This is a genomic window from Deltaproteobacteria bacterium HGW-Deltaproteobacteria-2 (assembly GCA_002840505.1).
Taxonomy (GTDB): domain Bacteria; phylum Desulfobacterota; class Syntrophia; order Syntrophales; family Smithellaceae; genus Smithella.
In genome coordinates this window covers 17,068-32,366 of record PHBC01000007.1, presented here as the reverse complement: position 1 = coordinate 32,366, position 15,299 = coordinate 17,068, and the positions used below count along the sequence as shown (strand labels likewise).

At 43.2% G+C, this 15,299-nt stretch carries 20 protein-coding genes and 1 other RNA gene; 6 read left to right on the top strand and 15 right to left on the bottom strand.

Annotated elements, in window-relative coordinates; all coding sequences use genetic code 11:
- Window positions 1–99 precede the first annotated feature (99 nt).
- The 3 genes from CVU62_13420 (at window position 100) to ssrA (ending at window position 1,893) form a co-directional block, all read left to right on the top strand.
- On the top strand, window positions 100–861 hold the full coding sequence (locus CVU62_13420) for a tRNA 2-thiocytidine(32) synthetase TtcA (GenBank protein ID PKN36805.1): 762 nt from the start codon (window positions 100–102) through the stop codon (window positions 859–861).
- A 138-nt stretch (window positions 862–999) separates the two neighbouring features.
- Complete coding sequence (locus CVU62_13415) at window positions 1,000–1,476, top strand: SsrA-binding protein (GenBank protein ID PKN36726.1); 477 nt, start codon at window positions 1,000–1,002, stop codon at window positions 1,474–1,476.
- A gap of 73 nt (window positions 1,477–1,549) precedes the next feature.
- Window positions 1,550–1,893, top strand: a transfer-messenger RNA (tmRNA) gene (ssrA, locus tag CVU62_13410).
- 6 nt (window positions 1,894–1,899) lie between these two features.
- Here the strand turns inward: ssrA and CVU62_13405 are convergent.
- From CVU62_13405 to CVU62_13335, 15 genes are all read right to left on the bottom strand, one after another.
- Window positions 1,900–3,003: a hypothetical protein gene (locus CVU62_13405; protein ID PKN36725.1), complete on the bottom strand. Its 1,104-nt coding sequence runs from the start codon at window positions 3,001–3,003 to the stop codon at window positions 1,900–1,902.
- 63 nt (window positions 3,004–3,066) lie between these two features.
- A complete protein-coding gene (locus tag CVU62_13400; protein PKN36724.1) occupies window positions 3,067–3,282 on the bottom strand; it encodes a hypothetical protein in 216 nt (71 codons plus the stop codon).
- A 7-nt stretch (window positions 3,283–3,289) separates the two neighbouring features.
- The gene (locus CVU62_13395; GenBank protein PKN36723.1) at window positions 3,290–3,676 is read right to left on the bottom strand and encodes a hypothetical protein; all 387 of its coding nucleotides are present in this window, start codon (window positions 3,674–3,676) and stop codon (window positions 3,290–3,292) included.
- Window positions 3,639–3,941, bottom strand: a complete 303-nt coding sequence (locus tag CVU62_13390; protein PKN36722.1) for a hypothetical protein — start codon at window positions 3,939–3,941, stop codon at window positions 3,639–3,641. The genes CVU62_13395 and CVU62_13390 overlap by 38 nt, the downstream gene beginning before the upstream one ends.
- Window positions 3,942–3,944: 3 nt before the next feature.
- On the bottom strand, window positions 3,945–5,558 hold the full coding sequence (locus tag CVU62_13385; GenBank protein PKN36721.1) for a hypothetical protein: 1,614 nt from the start codon (window positions 5,556–5,558) through the stop codon (window positions 3,945–3,947).
- Complete coding sequence (locus CVU62_13380; protein ID PKN36720.1) at window positions 5,558–6,199, bottom strand: hypothetical protein; 642 nt, start codon at window positions 6,197–6,199, stop codon at window positions 5,558–5,560. The genes CVU62_13385 and CVU62_13380 overlap by 1 nt, the downstream gene beginning before the upstream one ends.
- Window positions 6,200–6,239: 40 nt before the next feature.
- Window positions 6,240–6,788 (bottom strand): hypothetical protein, encoded by a 549-nt coding sequence (locus CVU62_13375; GenBank protein PKN36719.1) that lies wholly within the window; start codon window positions 6,786–6,788, stop codon window positions 6,240–6,242.
- A 13-nt stretch (window positions 6,789–6,801) separates the two neighbouring features.
- Window positions 6,802–7,242, bottom strand: a complete 441-nt coding sequence (locus CVU62_13370) for a hypothetical protein (protein ID PKN36718.1) — start codon at window positions 7,240–7,242, stop codon at window positions 6,802–6,804.
- 267 nt (window positions 7,243–7,509) lie between these two features.
- Window positions 7,510–9,849, bottom strand: a complete 2,340-nt coding sequence (locus CVU62_13365) for a hypothetical protein (protein PKN36717.1) — start codon at window positions 9,847–9,849, stop codon at window positions 7,510–7,512.
- 151 nt (window positions 9,850–10,000) lie between these two features.
- Window positions 10,001–11,149, bottom strand: coding sequence for a hypothetical protein (locus tag CVU62_13360; protein ID PKN36716.1), 1,149 nt, complete (start codon window positions 11,147–11,149; stop codon window positions 10,001–10,003).
- Window positions 11,150–11,166: 17 nt separating this feature from the next.
- Window positions 11,167–12,216 carry a hypothetical protein gene (locus CVU62_13355; protein PKN36715.1) on the bottom strand — a complete coding sequence of 350 codons (1,050 nt, stop codon included), beginning with the start codon at window positions 12,214–12,216 and terminating at the stop codon, window positions 11,167–11,169.
- A 19-nt stretch (window positions 12,217–12,235) separates the two neighbouring features.
- Complete coding sequence (locus CVU62_13350; GenBank protein ID PKN36714.1) at window positions 12,236–12,562, bottom strand: hypothetical protein; 327 nt, start codon at window positions 12,560–12,562, stop codon at window positions 12,236–12,238.
- On the bottom strand, window positions 12,549–12,764 hold the full coding sequence (locus CVU62_13345; protein PKN36713.1) for a hypothetical protein: 216 nt from the start codon (window positions 12,762–12,764) through the stop codon (window positions 12,549–12,551). Before CVU62_13345 ends, CVU62_13350 begins: the two co-directional genes overlap by 14 nt.
- Before the next feature lie 505 nt (window positions 12,765–13,269).
- Entirely contained in the window at window positions 13,270–13,551 is a 282-nt protein-coding gene (locus CVU62_13340; GenBank protein ID PKN36712.1) for a hypothetical protein, read from the bottom strand.
- 89 nt (window positions 13,552–13,640) lie between these two features.
- Window positions 13,641–14,117 (bottom strand): hypothetical protein, encoded by a 477-nt coding sequence (locus CVU62_13335; GenBank protein ID PKN36711.1) that lies wholly within the window; start codon window positions 14,115–14,117, stop codon window positions 13,641–13,643.
- On the opposite strand from CVU62_13335, the gene CVU62_13330 reads away from it, so the two are divergent.
- From CVU62_13330 to CVU62_13320, 3 genes are all read left to right on the top strand, one after another.
- The gene (locus CVU62_13330; GenBank protein PKN36710.1) at window positions 14,111–14,371 is read left to right on the top strand and encodes a hypothetical protein; all 261 of its coding nucleotides are present in this window, start codon (window positions 14,111–14,113) and stop codon (window positions 14,369–14,371) included. The genes CVU62_13335 and CVU62_13330 overlap by 7 nt on opposite strands.
- Window positions 14,372–14,581: 210 nt before the next feature.
- Complete coding sequence (locus CVU62_13325) at window positions 14,582–14,989, top strand: hypothetical protein (protein PKN36709.1); 408 nt, start codon at window positions 14,582–14,584, stop codon at window positions 14,987–14,989.
- Window positions 14,986–15,186, top strand: a complete 201-nt coding sequence (locus CVU62_13320; GenBank protein ID PKN36708.1) for a hypothetical protein — start codon at window positions 14,986–14,988, stop codon at window positions 15,184–15,186. The genes CVU62_13325 and CVU62_13320 overlap by 4 nt, the downstream gene beginning before the upstream one ends.
- Window positions 15,187–15,299 lie beyond the last annotated feature (113 nt).

Genomic DNA, 15,299 nt, shown 5'->3' with positions numbered 1-15,299 from the left:
CGATTTCAAGACGATAATCGAAGTGTCTTGATTCCGTTTACAAAGTCAGATAAGTACACTGCAATAAGGCGGTAAAAAATTAAAGTGAATATGTATATGATGGATGAGATTAAAAAAGATAAAAATACAAAACTTTTCCTGCATTTGAAAAAGTGGTTGGAAAAAGCAGTGCTGGATTACGGGATGATTGAGGAAGGAGACCGTCTTTTAATAGGTGTCTCCGGCGGTGCGGATAGTTTTGCCTTGCTGGATTTACTTGATTCTCCGATGATTTTTGTCCCCCGGTTTTCTTTTATCGCTGTCAATATCGACATGGGTTTTGACTCCCAATATCAGGCGTATAAAGTATTGGAAAAATATTTTCAGGAGAACAACTACCGCTACGTAATGGAAAAGACGGATATCGGCAATCTGGCGCATTCCGATATTAATAAAAAAAATCCCTGTTTTTTATGTTCACGGCTCAGGCGCAAAAGAATATTTGAAATCGCCGATGCTGAAGGCTGCAATAAAATAGCGTTTGCCCATCACCGGGACGATATTATCGAAACACTGCTGATAAACATGTTTTACGGACGCGAAATAAGTACAATGATGCCCAATCAGAGTATATTCGGCGGTAAACTGCATATCATTCGTCCGCTTGCTTATTTGCAGGAGGAACTGGTAAAAAAATACAGCAGAGAGCGCCAATTCCCGGCAGTGAAAAACAATTGTCCGACAAGCCTTACATCTAAGCGAATATATATTAAAAATCTTTTGAATGAATTAGAACGGGATAACAAAGAAATCCGCGATAATATTTACAAGGCAATGAGCCATGTAAAACCGGATTATCTGCTGCCACAGAAGAGAAAATAACACATATCGATATGTCATTCCCGCGCAGGCGGGAATCCAGGAATTTATATTTTAGTATAATCTAGTTAAAGTATTTTGAACCAGAAGAGGAAAACAAAAATAGGTAGCAATACTTCAAATTTCATGTAGAATTAAACTATGGTTAAAGAAAACACAGCGCAGAAAATGATCGCATCCAATAAAACAGCGCGCATGAATTACGAAATCGGCGATATTTATGAAGCCGGTATGGTCTTAACAGGAACAGAGGTTAAAGCTCTGCGCGCCGGCAAGGCCAATCTCAAAGACAGTTATGCCGTCGTCAAGGATGATGAAGTATTTCTTAAAGAAATGCATATCAGTCATTACGATCATGGGAATCGCTTTAATCATGAACCTCTACGGGCGCGCAAATTGCTTTTGCATAAAAGGGAGATTAAAAAACTATACGGCAAGTCGCGGGAAAAAGGTCTGGCGCTTATTCCACTGAAGCTATATTTTAAAAATGGGAAGGTAAAAGTGGAAATCGGCATCGGCAAAGGCAAAAAATTGTATGACCGCCGTCAGGATATTAAAGAGCGCGAAGAGCGCCGCACACTAGCCCGGGATTTCAAGTCAAAGCTAATAAAAGTCTGAGAAAAAACCATATAAATTACAGCATCTTTGTAAAAAATCCGAAAGAATATTCTTAAATCTTTCCTTTGACAAAGGTGGTGTAAGTGTCTATATTACAGATAAATAAGCGTACCGAGGTTCCTACAGGCCTCGTTAAACAGGTAGGAAACATATAATCGCAGAAAACTACGATTACGCATTAGCCGCTTAGTCGGCTAACGTTCTACCCGGTTCTCCTGTTGGCTGGACTAGAACGTCATTCAGACAGGATAGCCAAACTTTTTGCCTGGGGGAGGGCGGCGAATACTTACAGGATAGCGCGGGGCGATCCGGCCTTAGGGAGCAAACCAGCGTGAAGGTTCTAAAACGAAGGCTACGTACGTAGAAGCTACAGCGGAAGGTTTTCGGACGCGGGTTCGACTCCCGCCGCCTCCACCAAAAGTATTAATGATTTTCATTACTTGCCTCTTTATTTTCTACCGCAACCCTACCGCAACGCCGCATTGTTAAAATTTGTCCTAATTTCTTTGACGTCCTTTTCGCGTAACGCCTCGTCATGGAAGCGTTTTTGTGACCTAAAATTTCCTGAACGGTTGACATATCTTCGCCTTCATCAAGAAGCTGGCAACCGAGGGAATGACGAAAAGCATTGTAAAGTTTGATCCTGATCCCGGCCTTTTCTTCGGCAGCGTGCCATATTTTGTTAAGATTCTTATTCGTGTATGGCTTTCCGTCCGCCCGGATAAAAAGAAACTCGCTTAAATGTTTCTGTCCGTCTATTATCTCTTTGGCGTATGGCGTAAGATCAGGATTCCGTATGTCGCCGGTTTTTGTTTTTTCGCTCAATTCATTTCCTGAAAAGGCACGTTTTATATAGATTCTACCATTTTTAATGGCGTCTCTTTTAATCGCCCTGGCCTCACCAACTCTTATGCCATATTCCATAGCAAAACGGAAAATAGGCGCGTCCTGGGCGGGAATATGCGCTAAAACCTGCTCTTGCTGGTCAAGGGTAAGATATTCTATCTCTGGCAGATCGCCCATGCTCATTTTCGGGAAGGGCGGGATGTGTTTTATTTCCTCATTTGAATAAGCCCACCGTACCATTGATTTCAAGGCACCCATGACATTGTAACGGCCTTTTTCGGATAGATTAAGCGATTCCTGAAATCTTGTTAATTCTGCTTTTTTAAATTTGCGGATGTCTTTATCCTGGCCAAAGAAGGGAATGGCATAATTGACTATTGCGCCGCGGTAATCTGTTTTACATTTTTTACCGGCTACAATTTGAGACAACCACGTTTTATAATATTCACCAATACAAAGAGGATTCCCCGGGCGGAAAGAACGAGGATCAAAGCCTTCACGATCACGGTCTATATCTTCCCTGATAGCATAAAGTAATTTGTACCCATTTTCTTCATTCTTTATCGAACACCATTGCCCTTGAATAAGGACTGACCAAAATTTTTCAATCCGCTTATTCCAATATATTTGGACGTAAAAGCGGTTGCCATGCCTTAATACACTTCCGCCATTAAAGCCCATAGCTTCCCCCTCCCCAAGGTTATGAGGAAAGGATACATTTTTTGCGGGTACAGTCAACAAAATTTATTCCTTTAAAACTAATGTTGAAATATAATCAAATGAGCGATTAACGGCTTGTCGCAACTTTTCTGTTTGACGTAAAACTTCAAAATATGACAAAGCTTCTCCACGACAAGTAAAATAATGTCCCTCACCATCTAATAAAATATGTGTGTTTGCATAAATTCTTGCATCTTCTAAAATAGTTCTTATTTTATCGACAGTTTCTTTATTGCTCATCTCTCATTTACTCCTTTATCAATTCCGCCGGTACGTCGAAGAATTTCAGCTTTCCTTTGAACGGAATCGGCGTTTTAAACTCTATTGAGTCTTTGTAAATATGGCCATAAGGACCAAAGAAGAACGGGGAAGGGTGAGAAATAACGCAATCGGTCATGGTTACTTTGCCGATGATACAACCAATATGAAAACTAATTACATGACTATCGACCATATATTTATTGTCGCGTAGCCAAAGAAAACCTTTTTTATCCCATTGTTTACTCGCATGAATAAGAAGCTCCCCGCGATAGTCCGTTTCCCACGTTCTGTTTTCTACCGGCTTACCGTGGAATAACGCCCACGCCCACGGTTGTTTAACTGAGATTGCTTTCATTTTTACCCCTGCAGGCATCAATCATTTTATAGTCCGGATGGCGATAATTTATCATCCACTCCGGCGTTTTTATAAGTTTACCGTATTGAGTTATTTGAACTCTTGTTCTAATGTCCGGTTGATTTGGAAAGGCATCATCAAATTCATTCAGAAGAGCAGCCATTTTCTTTTGCCATTCTTCCGGCATGGCTTCCATCATAACCCTCGGCAATGTTAAGAAAGAAGCATGGGACAGCCCAAACCAACAGGCCAAATCTTCATTTGGGGTGTATCTCTCTTTCATTTCCTACCTCCACACACACGGGAACGGCTGCGCTTTTGTCGGTACTCTACGACCGGCTCCCCGGATAAATGATAATGGATATTTCGCCCGGACATGAGTAAGGCAATTTTCAAGTTCCTTGATCGTCATATCCTGTCTACGTTTCCCCATGGCTATTAAGACTTCGTAATTAATCGTTTGGTGCTTAAATCGATTCTGCCGGCAGTAGGCCTTTATGTGATCGTCAATCTTCCCCCGGAGTTCTTCTTCCTGTTCTGAGGCTGTCTTTTCCGGTACCTGACCTAAAAGCATTTCACGTTTACCGGTGAGGGCAGAGGACAGGGGGATAATTCCACCCGGGGCCGGAGTTAGGCAGAAGCCCCCGCCGTCCTCTGTTGCGCCTCTGGATGGGCGCGAAGTTCTTTCTTCCAATATTGGAGCCTGCTCAGCTTCAATCTTTGCCATGGTCTGTTTAAAGAGCGCGTCGGCAGGCGCGAAGATATGGCCTGTCTGCTCGTCCCCGCCACAAGGACTTATTCTATTTGCCCTTGCCGTCATTTGCTCTATCCATGGAACGCTCCTGATCCGCGTTAAACAGATAATATGGCTGATCTCAGGAATATTAAGACCTTCATAGGCCATAGCTACGGTGACAATCACGTCGAGCTTATTGGCTTTCATCTTATTAATAACTTTTAAAGCCGCTGCGGAGTCTTCGGACGTGGCGATATCGCACCGGGACAATCCGGATAAATTGGCAATATGTCTTTTTGCTTCTGTGATGTTGGAAGTGACAACAAGGCACTTAGAGCCGGGATATTTCGCGGCGTGTTCCTGCCAGTGGCGAATACCGGAAGAGAGTAAATGATCGGCGTACTCAGTCTTTAACGCCGTGTAGAGGGCTTTATTCGCGTCCTCTTCGTTCATTTTGTCTATACTGGCAACACGGACCTTCTTCCCTCGTCTATCTTCCCATTCTGCCGATCCATCAGATAAATGAAAGGCGAGGGGAATAATAGCCTTTTCAGCAAGGGCGTCCGTCCGAGTATATCGAATTACTTTCGTGTCGTGGCTATTCTGCAGGAAAGGCGTGATATTTTTCCCGTGTCCGCGGTAAGGCGTGAAGGCGATGCGCGAGCCGTCGCCGCGTTCCAAAGTTCCCGTCATTGGAATTCTGTATTTTGCCAAAGCCCAAAGCGGAGCTATCTGTTTATGCCAAAGGGAATCTTCCTGAATGTGATGGAATTCATCCATGATCAGGATATAACGATAATGCTTGAACTGTTCTATCAGCAGACCTTCATCCATGCCGGCAGCATTAAATGTCGTTGAGAAGCCATCAAGACCGCGACAAGGGTTATTTTCGTTTGTGCTCTGCCGGATCTTCAAAGAATGGTTAAACATTGTCCGGAAATACGGATTGACAAATTCCCTTTCTGCTTGATCGGTCAAAGATAAGCGCGGAGCAATCCACATAAGTTTATCGGCTAGTCCGGCTTTGATCAGGCGACCGGCCATGATCGGGATTATAGACTTCCCGCCTCCGGGCGTGACGTGCAGATAAATATTACTGATCGGCGCGCCTTCTATTATATTGTCGATTGTGTCTTCAAATTCGCGTTGGTGCTTTCGTAGCATTAAACCTCCGGCAATAATTTGATTCCGCTGTCAAGAAGGTTAGTAAACACTTCTATATCGCCCAATACCGGCGCTATTTTTTGCACAAGTTTTTTAAGCGCTTCGTCAATAGCTTTGAATGTTTTTTCGCGTTCCTCTGTCCAATCAATTACAAAATTCTGTTTTATATAAGTGCTGTTTCCTAAAGTATCATCACCATTGATTCGGTAATAAACTGTTTTATTGTCATCGCTGACCTGATAAAGAATTCCCCAATCTATCGTAAAACCTTTTCCATCCAGTTGATCGTGATGGTGATTCGTTAAAGCCTCCGGGACCCATGATTGATAACCTTGATAAGACTGAAAACGGTATTCGTCTGTATTTTTTTCCATAACTAAATCACGTCCAAGTTCAATAGAATATACGATAACTTTCCGCATTTTCTTCTTCGCTTCGTGATAGGCCTTTACAGCTTCATCAATTTTTTTAATTAAGTCCTGTTCTCGCTCTCCGGTAAAGAATATATTCTTTTCGCAGGCTATCTGTCTCACCGGATCGGGTATTCCCTTTGCGTGAAACTCTTTTTTACTGTTATATAAAATGTCCAGGATAACAATTTGACCGTCAACTTTAATTCTATGAGTTGTTATTTTTGGCATTTATTTTTCTCCCACACCGTCTCAATATCTTGTCTCTTTTTCATTTCTTCCCGCCTGCAATCTTCTTTAACTTCGGCTGTTCTTTAACTTCAATTTCTCTGGCAACCATCAGATCACACCATTCTTTGTAGAATTCATCGGCCCATGCCGGGCAAACGTAAGTTTGTAACATTTGGCCGGGCTTCATAACCGGAATGTCTCTAGGTCTAATTATGCGCGGCAGACCTTCCCCTGTAACAAAAATCAGATCAATGCGGCGGTCGCACTTATCACAGACCTTTTCAAAGACCTCGACACCGGGACGCAGATAACAAGGGCGTGGTTTTCCGTCGAACATATTGGTTTGAAGTTCATCAACGGAAGTGGAAAACGTATCTGTGATTTTTTCCAGAGTGAAGGAAATGTCCGCTTTCAGTTTGTGGTTTCCTTCTGCCGGTCCGGGATTAATGGTTAAGTTGAGACCGATTTTGAAATCTTTTTCTCCGGCGTTCAGGTAGGCCAGATTGATTTTTTTAATATGCGTGATCATGGCCTTGGTTATAAGGTCTCCGCCTTCCGTAAGTGTCTTTTCTCCGATTTTAAGATTCATTTATTTCCTCCTTTTATTTTTCTGTTAACATTTTAAAACCGCTATTTTTTATGACGTCAAAATAAGTTTGTTTTTGTGCGGGAAAATAAACATAAGCCAAAAATACCTGCATAATCTCAACCTGGTTAAGTTCGATAAGTGACATTTGAATGTCTACCCAATCGCTTTGTAGTTTCCATGCTGTGCGCTCGGCCTGTTCTTTGATACGTTCCGTTGTTCCGGCTTTCGGGCGCCGCACGGATGCCCTAAGAACCTTCTCAACACGATCTACCGCTGCCGGAAGTTTAAAGGGAATATCTTTTCCTTCGACCGGCATGATGAAACAAAGCGATTCAAGCTTTTTATCGGCATCATACATTTTCATAATATTCTTCGCGCCGTGCCGGATAAGGCAGTCTTCGATGTGCTGAACGCTCCGGCTTACTGGAACTCCCGATGTATAGTTTTTGATCATAATTCTCCTTTTTTAGTCGCGGGAGTGTGCAACCACAGGCCACACCCCCGCTTTTTAAAATTGGCCGGGTATTGCCCTTGCGACGACTGGCGGAACCGGGCTGTCTATTCGCAAGATTACAGCCCTAGCATGACTGGCAAACGTGATGTACCCCACGCTCATACCCTCTATGTGTATTCTTTTGACCGGCGGCGGGATATAAGGCTATTTTCCCGCAAGTTGTCCCAAAGATAGGTTTGCCTTTACTTACGGACGCCGGTTATATTTTTAATTCCAAACCGGATTTTTCCCGGCTTCAAACATCAAAACATGATCAGCTAAGGATCTGCATTCAGGCTTATGACTGATAAAATAACCGTCTGAAAAATTACCAAACTTCATAAATGCTCGGTACATACTGATAAAATTAACCGCGTTTTCAGGATCGAGCGGACCGTCAAGCTCGTCAGCCATGAATGTCTCAAAAGCCTTGCCGGATTTCTCAGCGGATAAAAGAGTCATGCCCTGCCGGAGCGCGATCAGATTCCACACCTTTTGGCCACCTGAAAGATTATCCAGAAGAACTTCTTCGCCGTCTCCATTGATAATGATAATATCCAAGCATTCTTTACCCTCGTCGTTGATCGTCCTGAATTTAACTGTAAAGATAGGACCGAAAGCCTGAGTTAAGAGGTCATTGGCAAAGTTCGTGATAATCGGCGCGCTTCCGTCGATCTCCATAGCCTGCAAGCCGTTTTTCCCGCAGGCGTTCTTTAAATATGTCCAGTCTGAAATGTCATGTTGGAGCGCAATTTTTTCGGCTGTGGCCGCATGAATGTCCTTTTCGACTTCAGCCATAGACAAAAGTTCAGTTTCGAGCTTCATGATAGTGGCACGGGTATTGTTGAGATCGTTTTCGTATTGTCTGATTTCTTCATCAATGTGAAGCGTGGCGTTTTTAACCTGTGCAATATGATTATCGACTTCGTTATCAATGGTAATTTCAGACAGTGCAGCCGTGGCATCGGCAATACTTCCGTCCAGATCGCTCTTGCGGTTTTCCCACTTAACTTTAAGCTCTTTTCCTTTGGTGGCGTTCTCTTCCATTTGTTTCGTAACTGATTCATATTGAGACTGCGCGACGGCAAGGGCGGTTTTCTTTCCGGCAAGGTCTTTGACTTTGGTGAGTTCTAGGCGGAGACGGGCAACATCTTTACGTGCGTCACCGGACAATCCATTAATCCGGTTTATTTCTATCTTCGCGTTCGTTGTTTTCTCTTCCAAAGTGATACGTTCATCTTTGAGGGAGGCCAGAAGGTCGTTAAGCCATGAAAGATTGTCAGATACTTCATTAATCTTTTTCCCTAGAGCAGAGCCTAGTCCGGGCAATTCTTCTTTCGCTTTCAGTGCTGCAACGATAAAAGAGCACGTTGAGCTTTGACAGCTCGGATCACGTTTTTCAAGAATCTCTGATTGCTTCAATGCTTGATCAAAGGAATTCTGTAAGGCCGTCGCTTCGTGGTTGTTTTTCCACTTAACTATGTCCTTTTCGCAATCATTGATTCCGCCCTGAATACAAGAAAGGTCTGCCGTTATTTCATCAAGACACTTTTGATTGCCGGATAAAGCACTAACGTAACCATCTATTTGTCCCGAAAGTAAATCAATCTTCCCCTGAATTTCCCTTTCCCTCTCCGCTGCCGAGTTTATTTCATCCGCCTGTGTAAGAAGGGCTTCATTCTCTTTAATCTTCCCCTGTAACTCTTTGTAGGCGTCACGGAGCGCGTTTAGTTCGCCGTCGCTGATTTCCTGTTCTTTGGCGAGGGTATTATTAAGTTCTGTGATTTTCGCTTCGATGTTCGCTTTCTGAGCGATAAGAACTTCCTGCTTTGATTTCTTGTCCCGGAGTGATTCGAGTTCGGCCTGGTATTCGACGCGCTTCTTTTTCAGCGCGTCGATGGATATTTCATTATCGGCATAGTTCTCTTTGTAAGAATCAAGTTTTGCTTTTAAATCCTCATATCCGGCCAGTTTGTTATTGAGGATAAGAATCTGTTTATCAACCTGTTCGAGTTGTCCGCTTACTGCGGTAATATTCTCTTTAGATGCTGTTTCCCATCCGGCCAGTTTATCGAGGTTCAGAAATTCTACGAGAAGGCCTTTAAATTCTCCTTCTGTCATGTCGCTTAACTTTTTGGAGTTCTGAGCGCAAAAGACACTGTTAAAAAACATGGCTTCGGACCCGAGCAGATCGGAAATGTATTTATTGTATTCCCTTATTTTGCTTGTCGTCTCTGATTTCGTGCTCCCATTCTTATAGATGAATCCCTCAGATTTTCCACTATGGCAATCGATCTTTAAAAGTGTCCGGTAGTGATTGCCCTTGTAGGTGAACGAATATTCCTTTTCGGCATCACGGGTATAAACGTGATTGAAGAGGGCGCCGGAGCGCGACGCTAGGGTATTATAAGGCGTCATGTTCTCCAGGACGGTTGATTTTCCTCTTCCATTATCTCCGGCCAGAGCGACAAGACCGGTTACTTCGGAGAAATCTATTTCGATTTCGGGAAGGCCCAATCCTTTTAATATGCCGGTAAAACCTTTAAGGCGTAGTTTGTTTGGTTTCATGCGGTCCTCCTTAAACGAGGAAATTTTTTCCATACGGGACATTTTTTTTCACAACATTTGTCCCCGTCAATTTGGAATTTGGTACATCTGTTGTCCGAACGGTGACGACAGATTTTCGAGATTGATCTCCAAGAAAGAATTATAATATTTTTCATGCGGCCACCTGTTCCTTTTCTTCGCCGTATTCTAAGAGGTCGGCTTTCTGCAGGATTGATTCAGATACGGTTTCCTCACGAAGATCCGCCATGGCTTTTATTTTTTCCCGGAGCGTGTTTACTTTCAGAACGGATTCGGAGCGTACAGTTTCGCGGGGAATTCTTATAATGCGGATATCGGCGTCGAGGGCTCCACTAAGAATAAAAAATTGTCTGATGTTTTCTTTATCAATCTTTGCCGCTTCGTCCTGCCAAGTAGTGATATCGTAACGAACAAAAGCATCTTTCCATTCAAAAGAAGATCCAACTTCATAAATAGGTGGATAGTCATTTTTTGTGAAATCGTGGTCAAGGCGAATTAACTTCTTTGCCGGCGTCTCAATAAAGCGTGATTCAATCAGTTTATGGCCGTCGAGTTCGTGAATATAAAAACCGTGTTCTGTGTTTTCACCCCAATTCAGGGGATAAAGGGAGCCGGAATAAAATGCGCGATCGCCTATCTGCTGCGCTTTGTGAATATGGCCGAGGGCTATCAGGTCCGGATTAGCCAACATCATTTGATCAAAACCGATGTCAATGTCCTTTCCGGTCAATACTTGTCCCGTGGGAAGTATTGAGCCTGAGACATTCCAGTGCCCAATGAGTATGTGCGGGGAAGTGGGGAATTCAGAAGCCTGTGCTCCGAATCCCGCAAATAAGCCGTTCATAGCCAGTGCTATTTCAGCATTCGATTCTGCTATCCCGTTTTCGGTCTGAAAAAACTGTTTTGTCGGAGTAGGGATGAGAGTAAGAACAACATCCAACTGCTTTACATATATTTGTTCCGGCATAGTCGTTACATGAACCGGATATTTACCCTTTACGTATTGAAGTATCTCCGGCGCCGCTCCGTCATGCGAAGTCGTGCCCTCGATAATAAATACGGGACCAATATCAGCCAGGGCGGATATTGTTTCAATGATCAGTTTCAAAACTGGAGAATCAATTTTGTTTGTCGCCTCCAGGGAAAAAGTGTCTCCGGCAATTAGGCTAAGATCAATCTTTTCGCTCTGAGCAACCATCACAAGGAAGTTCAGGCACTTCTTTAATTCGTCAAAATCTTTATCTCGCGGGTGCAAATCCGCACTATGCAATACTTTTAACATTTTCCGGCCTCCAATGATTAATAGGGTACGTCGTCTTTTGGTTTTGTGTCTCCTTTGTCCGGCAGAGAAAGAAGGTGTTTGAAAAAACCTGTTCGCTTCTCTTTATTGAAATCAGTCAGTGCCTTGACGTTGGATTTTTTCAGATATCCGGCCAGATCGTAACCTTTCTGGATTGCTGTATTGGTTAAGGCTTTGCACTGGCCGAGATCGTCTGAGTTTTGGAAGTCGATAATTGCTGATTCTATCGGGTCGGGCTTTCCGTTGGGCTGCTCTTCGGCGGCGGACTCTTCGACAACCTTGATATCAATTGGCGCTTCGCATTCAATCAGTCTTTGCGGAGGTTCTGCGGCTCCATATATCCCGGTCATTGCCGCAAGCTGAAGGTCAACCAAACGCCGCTTGGTATAGGGGTCGTTCAGGTCGAGCTTCGGGACGATCCGCGCCATGACAAACTCATTTTTCAGTTCGGCAACGGTGTAAAAGTTGTTCAGGCAAAGAATTTCCCGTGTGACACGGTTTCGCGCGCCTGACTCGCATAACTCAGAGAGGTTTCCTTTTTTCTGCAATAGATCACGTTCAACAAGATAATCCCTGTCTTTCTTTTCTTTCTTTGCGTATTGAAATTCTAGCTTTTGACGTTCAACCTCGATATCCATGGCGTAGAGCTTCGGAATAAAATACGGTGTGCCATCCGGTTTACGCACTCCGCCGACGGCTTCATACGCTATTCGTCCCTCAACCTTGGGATCTCTTATCTGCCTACAGAGAGTAGGCGACCAGATTATCCCGGAGAGAATGGCGAGTTTATCAAGTCCATGCTTGGATATTCTTACCTTTTGCTCGGCTGCTGTTTTCGGGTTTTTCCAATCGTTCGCGTTATAATCATACGTCCCGTTTTCGTGCGGATAAACGTCTCTATCTTTCGGGTGTCCGCTTAATAAAACGGTATCAATGACGATTGAAAACTGATCGCTCAGGTCGTCTATACGCTGCGTAGTGGGTATCAGCATATGACAACCCTTGTCTTTGTATTCCTGTAACTTTTTTAATGCTTCATCCTTGTTCATTTTTCCGGCCTCCATAAATTTAATTATTTGTTCTTGGTATTAACTGGTATTCCCAAAGTCCCTTGTCTTCAAATCGGCGTTGTTTCTTGACTGTGTGACCGCCGAAGCGTAATTTTCTTAAATGCCTGAGTTGCGCGGAAATACTGGCTTCGGGATATCCTGTAACTTTTTCAATTTCCGCTAATGTCCGGTAAACGCCGTCTGACATGAGATTGTAAATGTCCCGCGTCTGCCCTTGTAGCCGGTCGAAATCCTTATGACCATCAACCGGCCCTTCATAACGGGCGACTTTCAGCCAGTCTTCGATATCCCAATGCTTAAAAGATTTTGTCTCAGCGTTTGGCATCGCTCTCCACCCAATTTATTACTTCCTGAACGTCTGCTACATACGCGCGCGCCTCAGCTACTTGTGTTTTGTGTTGATCGTAGAGACCAATGCCGACGTGGGTTAAAACGTAGAAGATGATGATTAGAGCGATACACAAGAAAACGCACTTCCAAAACTTTCTAATCTGAATCTCAAGAATTTCATCGGCGATTGTTTTCATGCCCCCTCCTGCCCTGCCAGCGCAGGGCGCAGTTATTCTGTTAAATCAGCACTATGTTTCCGTAACGCTGGTTACGCTTCGTTATCGCTTCGATCACTTCAAAGAACTATTACTACTTCCCGCTTTCCCTCTCCGGTTCTGCCGTTTACCTGCAAGCTGTAGGGGGAGGCATTCTTGCCGTCGCACGCGCTAAGTTGCAGATTCGCACAGTTCAGATCGTCAAACGGTTAATTGTTTTCTTGATTTAAATATAACAAACTTTGTTATGCTTGTCAATAACTATTTTTGTTATGATTTAGGGTAAAAAAAAGGGTTTTAGTTTGGATAGTTACAAGGGATTGAAGGATTTAATTTTCTGGATGATCGAAAATAATGTCTACGACTGGACCGGTTTTTTGGGCGCACTGGACAAGGAGCCCGGCGCATATAATAAAGAATAATCCGCCAACGAGCAGGCGGCAAAGGAATATAGTAAACTTACTTTTCGGCTTTTCTTCTATCATGGTTATTTATAACCGCGTTCGTTCATACATTCAACATAAAATTCGTTAGCTGCGTCCGTGGCCGCATTTACTTCTTTTTTATGCCTTATCATACCTACGGCTCCGAAGGAAGGGGAGCCACCCAACATTTTACTTTTAAAATCAGCGGCTTGCATTTTACATTGAAGCGCATCGGTTTTTCTTTGTTGTTCACTGGCGCCATCCTTAACCATGACCGGATATGTCATGTAGGAATTACAAGAGGTTAATAATAACATAATGATTAATATTCCAATTTTATTCACAAAAGCTCCTTTCTAATCCCTTTTCCTTAGTGGGAAAAAGACGACATTATCTCCCATGTTATGATGTTCGCGACAATCGGTGGAGATTATTATTTCCCGCTGCCGCTGATCTTTTTTAGGTCTTTTAAGTCTCCTGTCTGTGCGACTTTTCTTAAAACCTGCCTGACGTTTTCCAGTTCTGTGCGTTGCTGGTTAATCACAGCCCACATAGCGTGTTTCTCTCTGGCAACTTCGGCCCTTGTTTCTTTCGCTTCAGCGTTTGCCGCATCAATGTCTTTACGTAGCCTCGCATATAATTCTTTGATCTCCCAGGAAGGCGGCGGAGCAATGGGCTTTTTTATTTCGCGTGGCGAAGTAACAAAGAATTCGCTTTTGTCAATATGAAGGGCGTCACATATCTTTTTAATCGTTATATTACCGATATTTCTGTCTCCACTAAGAGAGGCTGATATGTGCGGCTGTTTGACGCCGATCAAGTTTGCTAGTGTAGTTGGAGTCAAGCCCCTTTCGTCCATAATTCTACGAAGATTTTCACGCTTTATTAAATTTATATCAAAATTTGGCATATTTTCTTGACACCTATAACAAAAAATGTTATTTTAATTACGCTATGAAAAAACATCCTCGTGGTTATGTAAAAAAATTAGCAGACGCCTGTAGCTGCACAGCGGTACATATGAGCGATGTGCTTAATGGCCATCGCCAAGCTTCCATCAAGCTTGCGCAGCGCATTGAAACAGCGTCGAACGGCAAATATTTCAAGGGGGCGTCTCTCCTTGCTGAAAAAATTAAACCTAAAGCAGGCGCAAAAATAAGCTGATTCCCCTCCCAAGGATTCCGCCGACATATGCGCCTGTTTTTTTATAACCCTATTATTTAGGAAATTCAACATGATTCTTCAACTCCTTTTTTTATCAGAAATTAAATTTCTCGCTTGTTGGAAAAAATTTTACCCAAAAGCCGACCAACAACACAAGTCAAATGAATTGACGGTTATTGACTGTTAAAAAAAGTAAAGGAATTTAACAACATGGACAAATTAAAGAATGGTGAGCTTATGCTAGTAAATGCAAAACAAGATGTGTCCAATGAGGTTCTTTCCAAAATTCCCGACTTCAAAGCGGCATTGAAACTTTGCAAAGAAATATCCGGCCTGAATGATCAGCAATTATGCGCTGCGTTAAGAATCGAACCGGCGCAATGGTCAAGGATTTGGTCAGGTCAAGCTCACTTCCCACCGGAGAAAGTTACTTGCCTAATGGATCTGTGCGGCAATTGGGTTCCTCTTCGTTGGTTGGCTATGAACTACGGCCAGGAATTAAAGCCGACAAAAACAACACTGGAAAGAGAAAACGACGAATTGAAAGCGGAACTGGAAAAGAAAAATCACGAAATGGAAACTATTAAAAATTTCCTTAAAGAAGTGAAGGCGGCATGACCACAAAATTTCCAACTGAATTATTAGATAAATTATTTCCGATACCGACGGAAAACCGATTTTACAAAGATAAAGACGATCATTGTAGCGCCCATGTTGACGACCGGAGCAAGTGCGTAAATTTTGCACCAGTTCTGAAGACGCATGGATGCTGTGAATATATGCTTGTTACTGGAGAATGTGACTTTAATGAGTAATCCCGTAAAAATAAACTACTGCCGCCGTGGAATGTGCATGGCGCAAACAATCTCGCAGGAGCTAGAGTGCTTGAATCACGAACCGGCCAAAGGTAAGCGGTACGATCAAATTT

What these genes read in the sequence shown, in the direction of transcription:
- CVU62_13355 (PKN36715.1), bottom strand. Translation starts at nt 12,216, where the DNA reads ATGAACAAGGATGAAGCATTAAAAAAGTTACAGGAATACAAAGACAAG.
- CVU62_13415 (PKN36726.1), top strand. Translation starts at nt 1,000, where the DNA reads ATGGTTAAAGAAAACACAGCGCAGAAAATGATCGCATCCAATAAAACA.
- CVU62_13390 (PKN36722.1), bottom strand. Translation starts at nt 3,941, where the DNA reads ATGAAAGAGAGATACACCCCAAATGAAGATTTGGCCTGTTGGTTTGGG.
- CVU62_13375 (PKN36719.1), bottom strand. Translation starts at nt 6,788, where the DNA reads ATGAATCTTAAAATCGGAGAAAAGACACTTACGGAAGGCGGAGACCTT.
- CVU62_13345 (PKN36713.1), bottom strand. Translation starts at nt 12,764, where the DNA reads ATGAAAACAATCGCCGATGAAATTCTTGAGATTCAGATTAGAAAGTTT.
- CVU62_13395 (PKN36723.1), bottom strand. Translation starts at nt 3,676, where the DNA reads ATGCCTGCAGGGGTAAAAATGAAAGCAATCTCAGTTAAACAACCGTGG.
- CVU62_13320 (PKN36708.1), top strand. Translation starts at nt 14,986, where the DNA reads ATGACCACAAAATTTCCAACTGAATTATTAGATAAATTATTTCCGATA.
- CVU62_13335 (PKN36711.1), bottom strand. Translation starts at nt 14,117, where the DNA reads ATGCCAAATTTTGATATAAATTTAATAAAGCGTGAAAATCTTCGTAGA.
- CVU62_13365 (PKN36717.1), bottom strand. Translation starts at nt 9,849, where the DNA reads ATGAAACCAAACAAACTACGCCTTAAAGGTTTTACCGGCATATTAAAA.
- CVU62_13325 (PKN36709.1), top strand. Translation starts at nt 14,582, where the DNA reads ATGGACAAATTAAAGAATGGTGAGCTTATGCTAGTAAATGCAAAACAA.
- CVU62_13405 (PKN36725.1), bottom strand. Translation starts at nt 3,003, where the DNA reads ATGGGCTTTAATGGCGGAAGTGTATTAAGGCATGGCAACCGCTTTTAC.
- CVU62_13350 (PKN36714.1), bottom strand. Translation starts at nt 12,562, where the DNA reads ATGCCAAACGCTGAGACAAAATCTTTTAAGCATTGGGATATCGAAGAC.
- CVU62_13420 (PKN36805.1), top strand. Translation starts at nt 100, where the DNA reads ATGGATGAGATTAAAAAAGATAAAAATACAAAACTTTTCCTGCATTTG.
- CVU62_13380 (PKN36720.1), bottom strand. Translation starts at nt 6,199, where the DNA reads ATGCCAAAAATAACAACTCATAGAATTAAAGTTGACGGTCAAATTGTT.
- CVU62_13360 (PKN36716.1), bottom strand. Translation starts at nt 11,149, where the DNA reads ATGTTAAAAGTATTGCATAGTGCGGATTTGCACCCGCGAGATAAAGAT.
- CVU62_13385 (PKN36721.1), bottom strand. Translation starts at nt 5,558, where the DNA reads ATGCTACGAAAGCACCAACGCGAATTTGAAGACACAATCGACAATATA.
- CVU62_13370 (PKN36718.1), bottom strand. Translation starts at nt 7,242, where the DNA reads ATGATCAAAAACTATACATCGGGAGTTCCAGTAAGCCGGAGCGTTCAG.
- CVU62_13400 (PKN36724.1), bottom strand. Translation starts at nt 3,282, where the DNA reads ATGAGCAATAAAGAAACTGTCGATAAAATAAGAACTATTTTAGAAGAT.